We start from the raw sequence: 8,636 nt of genomic DNA on the forward strand, positions 1-8,636 counted from the left end.
GGCCAATGCCGCCCTCTTTGGACATCTTCACCGACAGCTCTTGGTCGTACATTTGCTGGTAGGTTTTGGCCGCGTTGCTGTTCATGAAGTTGCCTTCGGAGAACGCTTCGTTAGCCTGACGCTGAGCCTTGAGCATCTGGTTGAGAAACAGTGACTCGAACTCCTGTGCCACCTTTTTGATGTTGGCTTCGCTGTCGCGGTCCTTGCCAACCTTCAAGTTGCTCAGGCGGTTGAGGTCGCTGTAAGCGCCACTGTCGAGATTGGCGCCAAGGCTGGATGTCAGTTTCGCGTCCATGGCGGCCTCCTTAGATCACGATCAAGTCGGCTTGCAGCGCGCCGGCTTGTTTCAGGGCTTCAAGAATGGCCATCAAGTCCGACGGCGAAGCGCCGACCTGGTTAACCGCCCGGACGATTTCATCCAACGTGGTGCCCGGGCCAAACTTGAACATCGGTTTGGTTTCCTGCTCAGCATTAACCTTCGAGCGCGGTACCACGGCGGTTTGGCCGTTGGACAAGGCGCCTGGCTGGCTGACAATCGGGTCTTCAGTAATGCTCACGGTCAGGCTGCCGTGGGTGACCGCCGCCGGCTGCACTTTGACGTTCTGGCCAATCACGATGGTGCCGGTGCGCGAGTTGATGATGACTTTTGCCACCGCCTGGCCAGCGTCCACTTCGAGGTTTTCCAGAATCGACAGGTAATCCACGCGCTGGTTAGGGTCCAGCGGTGCGCTAACGCGTATGGAGCCGCCGTCGATGGCCTGGGCCACGCCTGGGCCGAGCAGTTCGTTGATCTGGTCAACCATATGCTTGGCGGTGGTGAAATCAGGACGGTTGAGGTTCAGCGTCAAGGTGTTGCCTTGATCAAACCCGCTCGGCACCGGGCGCTCTACCGTGGCGCCGCTGGGAATACGACCAGCCGAGGGCACGTTAACGGTGATTTTTGAACCGTCCGCGCCTTGCGCATCGAAGCCACCGACCACCAGGTTGCCCTGGGCGATGGCGTAGACGTTGCCGTCGATCCCTTTCAACGGCGTCATCAGCAGGCTACCGCCGCGCAGGCTTTTGGCGTTACCAATCGAGGAGATGGTCACGTCAATGGTCTGACCCGGCTTGGCAAAGGCCGGCAGGTCAGCATGGATCGACACCGCCGCCACGTTTTTCAGCTGCACGTTGCCGCCAGCAGGCACCTTGATGCCGAACTGGGCGAGCATGTTGTTGAAGGTTTGCACGGTAAACGGCGTTTGCGTGGTTTGGTCGCCGCTGCCGTTGAGGCCCACCACCAGGCCGTAGCCAATCAGTTGGTTGGCGCGCACGCCCTGGATAGTGACTAGGTCTTTAATCCGCTCAGCCTGCGCCGCCGAAGCGGCAAGCAGGAGACAGCAGGCGGTAAGCAGTCGTTTGATCATTACCGGTACTCAGAAAGGGAACAGCGGGCTGATAAAGAAGCGGTCGAACCAACCCGGCTGGTTGGCATCGGCAAAGGCGCCAGTTCCCGAATAAGTAATACGAGCATCGGCCACGCGGGCAGACGACACGGTGTTGTCAGTGGCGATGTCATCGGCGCGAACCAAGCCGGCAATGCGCACCAGTTCGTCACCGGTGTTAAGGGTCATCCACTTCTCGCCACGCACCGCCAGAATGCCGTTGGGCAATACTTCGGCAATGGTCACGGTAACCGAGCCGGTCAGGCTGTTGCTTTGCGCGGCGCTGCTTTTACCGGAGGCGTCACGCGAGCCGCCATAACTGGCGTCAAGGCTGAGATTGCCGGCCTTCAATGGGTTAAGCCCACTGCTGGGGTTGTCTACCGACACGCCGCCACCAAACAGTGAGGTAAGGCCCAGGGAAGTGGTGCTGTCCTTGGCGATGTCCGAATTGGCATTTTTACTGGCCGAGGTGCGCTCGTTCAGGGTGATGGTGATGATGTCACCGACGCGATAAGCCTTGCGGTCGCCGTACAGATTGTTTTCAAAACCGGTCTGGTAGATCGAGCCGTTGTTCTGCGAAGCGGGCAACGGTGTGCGCGGCATCACCGGAGCGTAGTAAGGGTCGTTGGGCTTGGGTGGTGGCGCGACGCAGCCGCTTAGAGCAACAAGGCCAAGCAGCGGGAGAAGAGCAAGCCGTTTCATAACGAGTACCTCACATACATTCATTGCATAAGCAGAGCGAGCCACCGAGTGCCTGCCAGCTCCTTATGGCGGGCCAAACGGGCTGTGGCTAAACCCAGCCAGTGGTTAAAGATTCTGCGTAATAAAGGACAGCATCTGGTCAGCGGTAGAAATCACTTTCGAGTTCATCTCGTATGCGCGCTGGGTGGTGATCATGTTCACCATCTCCTCCACCACGCTGACGTTGGAGTTTTCCAGGGTGTTCTGCTCGATGTTGCCCAACCCCGTCAAACCCGGCGTACCGACTTGTGGCGCACCACTGGAAGCAGTTTCCAGAAACAGGTTTTTGCCCATGGCTTCCAGACCGCCGGGGTTGATGAAGTCGGCGGTTTGGATATTGCCAACGACCTGCGGCGTGGGGTTGCCAGCGGTGGTCACCGAGGCAGTGCCGTCCTCACCCACGGTGAAGGTGCGCGTTTCGGCCGGAATCACAATGGCCGGCTCCAGCGGGAAACCGTTGGAGGTCACGATCTGGCCATCGGAGTTCAGGTGAAAGCTGCCGTCGCGGGTGTAAGCAATGGTGCCGTCAGGTTGCAGCACCTGAAAGAAACCTCGGCCGTTGATCGCCAGGTCCAGCGGCTGCTCGGTGGTTTGCAGGCTGCCAATGGTGAACATCTTTTGCGTGCCGACAATACGCACACCGGTACCCAGTTGCAGACCGGACGGCAGTTCGCTGTCTTGGGTGCTTTGCGCGCCGGGTTGGCGGCGAATTTGGTAGAGCAGGTCCTGGAATTCAGCGCGATCACGTTTGAAGCCCGTGGTCGACACGTTGGCCAGGTTGTTGGAAATGGTCGTCAGGTTCATGTCCTGAGCGGACAAACCGGTTTTACTGACCCACAGAGCCGGAAGCATGTCTGTTCTCCTCAAGCGCCGGTATCAAGGCGCCGCATACTGATGGTTAGGTGAGTTGCAAAACACGCGCCAGGGACGTGGCGTCGTCTTCGGCAGTCCGCATCATCTTCACTTGCAGCTCAAACTGGCGGGACAAGGAGAGGATGGAGGTCATCTCTTCCACCGCATTGACGTTGCTGGTTTCGATAAAGCCAGAGGTCAGCGTGACGCTCTCGTCCGCCAGCAACGGCTCGCTGCCCTTGTAATGGATCATGCCGTCGAGGCCTTTTTCCATTTGCTTGAGGTCGGGCTTGACCAGCTTGATACGGTCTACCTGGGCGAGCACATTCGGCGCTTCACCCAGGGCACGAATGCTGATGGTGCCGTCCTGGCCGATCTCCACTTTCTGTTCTGGCGGCACGGCAATCGGCCCACCGTTGCCCAAAACCGGCAAACCGCTGCCGGTGCGCAACTGGCCAAGGCCATCGATCTTCAGGCTGGCGGTACGCACGTAGGCTTCGCTGCCGTCTTGGGCCTGCACGGCGATCCAACCCTCGCCGCCAATCGCGACATCCATAGGGTTGCCGGTGTCTTGCAACGTGCCAGGGGTAAAGTCGGTACCGGGGCGTTCGCTCATGGCGTAAACGCGCGAGGGAAAGCTGTCGCCGAATACCTGCATGGAACGCGCTTGTTCAAAATCACGGCGAAAACCGCTGGTAGAGATGTTCGCCAAATTGTTGGCATGGGCGCGTTGAGCCAGGATGTTCTGGCTAGCCCCTGTCATGGCGACGTACAGCATTTTATCCATGGGTTTTCTCCGAGATTGGGCCCTGTCAGAAGGTGACGGGCCGTGGCTCTATGCAAGCTCTAAAGCAGGCATCGTGCCAAACTCGAAAAAAATATCGTATACATCTGATAAATAAGGAATTTTACAAACAACAAAGGGCTTCCAGAGAAGCCCTTTGCAGGTGTGCGGCGACGGTTTGCCGCCAGCGGCAAGCGCCGGCGACAAAGTATTAACGCAGGTTGATGATGGTTTGCGTCACGGCGTTTTCGGTTTCGATGGTTTTGGCGTTGGCCTGGTAGTTACGCTGCGCCACGATCAGGTCGACCAGCTCGGTGGAGATATCCACGTTGGAGGCTTCCAGTGCACCGGCAGTCAGCGACCCCAAGGTGCCTGCGCGCGGCGTACCAATCACCGGCTCACCGGAATCGGCAGACTGCACCCATTGGGTTTTACCCACTGGCGTGAGGCCCTGCACGTTGGCGAAGTTAGCCAGAATCACCTGCCCTTGAATCTTCGACTGACCGTTGGTGTAACGGGCGAAGATCTGGCCGGTGTCGTCAATTTCCAGACCCGACAGTTGGCCGGTGGTGTAGCCATCCTGGGTTACGGCGTTAACCGCGAAGGTGCTGGAGACCTGGGACGAGCCGCGAATATCGAGGGTAACGCTGGCACTGGCGTCGGCGCCATTGAGCGACCAAACCGGCGGCGTACTGGTATCAGACTGCGCTGGATTCCAACCATCAATGCTTAGTTTGTTGTTGCTATAGGTCAGGCCCGCAGTGGTCGGCGTGATAGTTGCCAGCTGCCCTGCTCCGTCGAACGTCAGGGTCGCACTTAGCGGGGCGGTGGCGTTGGCTGCCGGCACCGTGGTGCTCTCCGGAGTTTGCGGGTTACGCCCGTCGATCAGCACGTTCATGGTCCAGTTGTTTGCCACTGGCGGCACTGCCGAGGGGTTGGCGTTGTTGATGAAATATTGCGTCATCACATGCGCGTTGCCCTGGGCGTCGTAGATATTCACCGAGGTCGACGAGGTATAGCTGGTGGGGTCGCTCGGGTCGAACGGCGTCGTGGTGGGCGCCTTGCTGCTGGAGTTCAGGTTGAAACTCTGGGTAATAGCAGTAGTGGCCTTGGGCGCCTGGTTGGAGGTCTGAATAGTCAGATCACCGACCACGCCATTTTGCAGTTGGCCGTTGCCGTCTACCGAGTAACCCTGCAGGCGATAGCCGTTGTTATCGACGATATAGCCCGACTTGTCGGTACCGAAGTAGCCGGCACGGGTGTAGCTGATCGAACCGTTGTTGCTGGTGACGAAAAAGCCGTTGCCGTTAATCCCCATATCCAGGGCATTTTCGGTGTAGTCGATGGTGCCCTGGTTAAACAGCTGAGCCACGTTGCCAAGCAATACGCCGCTGCCGATGGCGTTGCTGCTGGAGGCCAGCATGGACGAGGAGTACAAGTCCTGGAACTCGGCACGCGACTGTTTAAAGCCCACAGTGCCGGCGTTAGCGATGTTGTTACCAGTGATATTCAGGTCACTGGAGGCGGCTTTGATACCGCTGAGTCCGATATTAAACGACATGGGATGCTCCTAAACGCCGGGACTGCCGGCAGTTATTGACCGATCACTTGAACTTTGGAAATGCCGATGCTGCCCAGCCCCGCCAGGTTCAGCAGCATTTCGCCACCGTTGATACCCAGGGTCACGCTGTCGACGTTGGCCGGCAGGCTGGTGCCCATGGCCACTTCTTTACCGCCTACCGAGGCAATGGCGTCGAAGCTGTAAGTCCCAGGCGCCATTACGTTGCCGCTGGAATCTTTGCCATCCCACATAAAGGTGACCTGGCCCGTTTTCTGTTGCCCAAGGTTGACCCGCGATACTTGGTTGCCTTTGCTGTCGAGCACGTTGACGTACAGGTTGTCGGTGCCACTGGTGAGCGCGATGCTGCCTTTGAAGGTTTCGCTGGTGTCTACCACGGCGGTATCCGTGGACAAGATCACCTTGCGCCCGACCAGCGACGAGGCTTGCAACGCCTGAGAAGACTGGGTGCTGGAAAGAATGCTCTCCACGCTGGTATTAAGGTTGTCCAGACTTTCCACTTGGGTGAACTGCGCCAGTTGGGCCACGAACTCACTGTTGGTTTGCGGGTCCAGCGGGTTCTGGTTGTTCATTTGCGCGACCAAGAGTTGCAGGAACTGATCCTTGCCCAGCGTCTTGTCCTTGGTGTCAGTGCTCTTGACGGCATACTGGTCCAGGATCGAACTCTGGGTGCTTACGCTATCGACGGCCATTTCTTTCCCCTACGTTCGATTTACTGACCCAGGGTCAGAACCTTGGTCATCATCTGTTTGGCGGTATTCATCATTTCAGTGTTGGTCTGGAACGCGCGGCTGGCGGAGATCATGTCGGCCATCTCCTCCACCACGTTGACGTTCGGGTAGTAGACGTAACCGTCTTTATCCGCAGCCGGGTGGTTGGGCTCATACCGCGGCGTCAGGCTGCTCTGGTCTTCCACCACCCCCATTACCTGCACGCCACGACCTGAGTTGTCCTGGTCAGCAAACAGCGAAGCGCTGGCACCGTTCTGCTGGGCTTGCTGGTCGGTAAACACGGTGGCAAACACCGGGTGCCGGGCGCGGTAGGTTTTGTCGACGCTGGACGACACCGTCTCGGCGTTGGCGATGTTGCTGGAGATGGTGTTCAGGCGGGTGGTCTGAGCACTCATGCCGGTACCGGCGATATTGAAGACACTGGAAAGGGACATGACGTTGGTCTCCGTTATTCGCCGCGAATCGCAGCAACAAGGCCTTTGAATTTAGAGTTCAGCAGCGTGAAGCTGGCTTGGAACTGCACGGCGTTTTCAGCGTAATTGGATTGCTCGATCTGCTCGTCGACGGTGTTCTGGTCAATCGAGGGCTGCGTCGGCACGCGATAGTTCAAACCAGGATCCGCGAGCTCCAACCCCTGCATGGCGATGTGTTGGTTTTGGGTGGTGGCCATGGTGAAGGTGCCGTTCTTGCTCTTATCCGCCTGTGCGGCGAGCACCGAGGCGAAGTCCAGGTCACGGGCCTTGAAATTTGGGGTATCGGCGTTCGCCAGGTTGTTGGCCAAGACTTCGGCGCGCTGGGCGCGAAAGCCCAATGCCTTTTCGTGAATGCCGAGTGCTGAATCGAAGCTGATGCTCATGTCTGCGAACCTTGCCAACTGGCGAACTGGTTTTCCGTGCAAGACATTTAGCAAAGCGTATGCCAACTAATTAAATACATATATATCAATGGCTTAATAAGCTACTCGCTTGTTTTTGCCGAGAGACCGGCAAGACTTTTCCTATGTGCGGCAACGATTTCTACCATGTCGCCGCATCTGGTTGCCGCTAGCGGCAATCGGCGCCTCGCCCTTGCCACTGAGACAGACGGCTGCAGCCCAACGCAACGCCACTCTCCTGAAATACCCGGCGCCGCTGCGGGAAGCCGGCCTGCGCTCAGCGCGGAAGAAGCCGGCCATTTCAACGACGCAATAGCACACCCACTACGAAGCCCCCTACTGATCGCCAGAGCGTAAAGCTGAACACTTGAGCGGTCGGCGCGCCTTGTCGTGAGCCGGCCTTTCTCAACCTGCTCAACCTAACAATAAGGATGACCACCGTGACTAATACTCGCCGCTCTCTACTTTTTTTGGCCTGCAGCGCCGCTTTAGGTCTGGCCTCGCCAGCCTATGCCCTCTATAGCGGAACCACCCTCACCGACGCCCAAGTGCCTGACTGGGCGGTGGGCAACTACAGCTGCTCTGGCACCCTCATTACCCCACGGGTCATTGTGACTGCCGGCCACTGCACGTCGAGCCGCCCCAACTATGGCTTTTACTGGCGTAAAACCGGCCAACTGTATTACGGCAAAAGCGTGACCTATCCAACGATCTACGGCCCTATCGGTGATGTCGGTATCGTCATGACCGACACCGCGTTCGGCGCTGCCAGTGGCGTGCAGCCAGCGACTGTTGCCAGCTACCAGGAGGAACAGCAATTTTTGCAAAACGGCGACGATGCGCTAACCACCGGCACGCCCCTGGTCGTATATGGACGCGACAGCGCCAGCGGCAATTTCGCTACAGCCTCACGCAATACCGATGCCTTCACAGGAGAGCCGTTGCCCAACGGCTATCTGGAGGGCAAGAAAATGTTTTATCGCACCGTGAGCAAATACCGTCTTACTGAACCAGCACGCTTGAAAGGCTTGATGGAGCACAGCTACGCCAACATCTTCAACGCAAACCTGGCGGCGTTGATGTACACCGACGCTAACGGTCTTCACTTCACCGATGCAGATGCGGACGACACGCTGGTGCTGACAGCGCCGCCACTAAACACCCGGCTATTCAGCGGCTCGCCGATATTTGCAGGCGACAGCGGGGGCGGCATCTTTTTTCGCCGTCCCGAAGGCGGCTTGCGCCTAATCAGCAATGTCTCCGGCACAGCGGCCCATCCGCGGTTGAGCAAGTACTGGCCGTGGATCGTAAAAACATTGATCAATAATGGGCTTCGAGAAGACGCGGTCATCCTCAGCCAACAGGTATTGGGTTCGCCGAATTGGGGCTCAAATAACCGCAAGGCCGAGGTCGGCCAGATCTTTGTCTATGACAACCCCTATTCGCGGCAGATTGAATACTTCCGCCTCGACCATCTGGACCCTGGCGCGCAGTACCAATACTTCCCGATCAACCAAAGCGATAACGAAAATTGGACTTACCTCGGCACCACCTTGCCAGCTAGGAAGGACTTAATTCTGAGATCGGTCACGGCAACTACGAAATCTTCGCCGCTCGAACGGTTCAATAAGTCGGCGCCGAAGCTAATACC

The 8,636-nt window shown here is 57.9% G+C and carries 10 protein-coding genes; 1 reads left to right on the forward strand and 9 read right to left on the reverse strand.

The window, feature by feature from the left end:
* The 9 genes from AAAB16_RS10535 to flgB form a co-directional block, all read right to left on the reverse strand.
* The coding region (locus AAAB16_RS10535) for a rod-binding protein (protein ID WP_340663281.1) at window positions 1–295 on the reverse strand (295 nt) is incomplete at its 3' end.
* Window positions 296–305: 10 nt separating this feature from the next.
* On the reverse strand, window positions 306–1,406 hold the full coding sequence (locus AAAB16_RS10540; protein WP_340663282.1) for a flagellar basal body P-ring protein FlgI: 1,101 nt from the start codon (window positions 1,404–1,406) through the stop codon (window positions 306–308).
* A 9-nt stretch (window positions 1,407–1,415) separates the two neighbouring features.
* Window positions 1,416–2,126 carry a flagellar basal body L-ring protein FlgH gene (flgH, locus tag AAAB16_RS10545; protein ID WP_340663283.1) on the reverse strand — a complete coding sequence of 237 codons (711 nt, stop codon included), beginning with the start codon at window positions 2,124–2,126 and terminating at the stop codon, window positions 1,416–1,418.
* Window positions 2,127–2,231: 105 nt separating this feature from the next.
* Window positions 2,232–3,017 carry a flagellar basal-body rod protein FlgG gene (gene flgG / locus AAAB16_RS10550; RefSeq protein ID WP_110617970.1) on the reverse strand — a complete coding sequence of 262 codons (786 nt, stop codon included), beginning with the start codon at window positions 3,015–3,017 and terminating at the stop codon, window positions 2,232–2,234.
* Between the two features lie 46 nt (window positions 3,018–3,063).
* Complete coding sequence (locus tag AAAB16_RS10555) at window positions 3,064–3,804, reverse strand: flagellar basal body rod protein FlgF (protein WP_340663284.1); 741 nt, start codon at window positions 3,802–3,804, stop codon at window positions 3,064–3,066.
* Between the two features lie 208 nt (window positions 3,805–4,012).
* Window positions 4,013–5,362, reverse strand: a complete 1,350-nt coding sequence (gene flgE, locus AAAB16_RS10560; RefSeq protein WP_340663285.1) for a flagellar hook protein FlgE — start codon at window positions 5,360–5,362, stop codon at window positions 4,013–4,015.
* 32 nt (window positions 5,363–5,394) lie between these two features.
* A complete protein-coding gene (locus AAAB16_RS10565) occupies window positions 5,395–6,072 on the reverse strand; it encodes a flagellar hook assembly protein FlgD (protein WP_340663286.1) in 678 nt (225 codons plus the stop codon).
* Between the two features lie 20 nt (window positions 6,073–6,092).
* Entirely contained in the window at window positions 6,093–6,545 is a 453-nt protein-coding gene (gene flgC / locus AAAB16_RS10570; protein WP_110617966.1) for a flagellar basal body rod protein FlgC, read from the reverse strand.
* A gap of 14 nt (window positions 6,546–6,559) precedes the next feature.
* Complete coding sequence (flgB, locus tag AAAB16_RS10575; RefSeq protein ID WP_340663287.1) at window positions 6,560–6,967, reverse strand: flagellar basal body rod protein FlgB; 408 nt, start codon at window positions 6,965–6,967, stop codon at window positions 6,560–6,562.
* A gap of 458 nt (window positions 6,968–7,425) precedes the next feature.
* Between flgB and AAAB16_RS10580 the strand changes: the two genes are divergently transcribed.
* On the forward strand, window positions 7,426–8,636 hold a 1,211-nt coding region (locus AAAB16_RS10580), incomplete at its 3' end, for a trypsin-like serine protease (protein ID WP_340663288.1).

The organism is Pseudomonas sp. (genome assembly GCF_037994325.1).
Taxonomy (GTDB): domain Bacteria; phylum Pseudomonadota; class Gammaproteobacteria; order Pseudomonadales; family Pseudomonadaceae; genus Aquipseudomonas.

What these genes read in the sequence shown, in the direction of transcription:
- AAAB16_RS10540 (WP_340663282.1), bottom strand. Translation starts at nt 1,406, where the DNA reads ATGATCAAACGACTGCTTACCGCCTGCTGTCTCCTGCTTGCCGCTTCG.
- flgH (WP_340663283.1), bottom strand. Translation starts at nt 2,126, where the DNA reads ATGAAACGGCTTGCTCTTCTCCCGCTGCTTGGCCTTGTTGCTCTAAGC.
- flgG (WP_110617970.1), bottom strand. Translation starts at nt 3,017, where the DNA reads ATGCTTCCGGCTCTGTGGGTCAGTAAAACCGGTTTGTCCGCTCAGGAC.
- AAAB16_RS10555 (WP_340663284.1), bottom strand. Translation starts at nt 3,804, where the DNA reads ATGGATAAAATGCTGTACGTCGCCATGACAGGGGCTAGCCAGAACATC.
- flgE (WP_340663285.1), bottom strand. Translation starts at nt 5,362, where the DNA reads ATGTCGTTTAATATCGGACTCAGCGGTATCAAAGCCGCCTCCAGTGAC.
- AAAB16_RS10565 (WP_340663286.1), bottom strand. Translation starts at nt 6,072, where the DNA reads ATGGCCGTCGATAGCGTAAGCACCCAGAGTTCGATCCTGGACCAGTAT.
- flgC (WP_110617966.1), bottom strand. Translation starts at nt 6,545, where the DNA reads ATGTCCCTTTCCAGTGTCTTCAATATCGCCGGTACCGGCATGAGTGCT.
- flgB (WP_340663287.1), bottom strand. Translation starts at nt 6,967, where the DNA reads ATGAGCATCAGCTTCGATTCAGCACTCGGCATTCACGAAAAGGCATTG.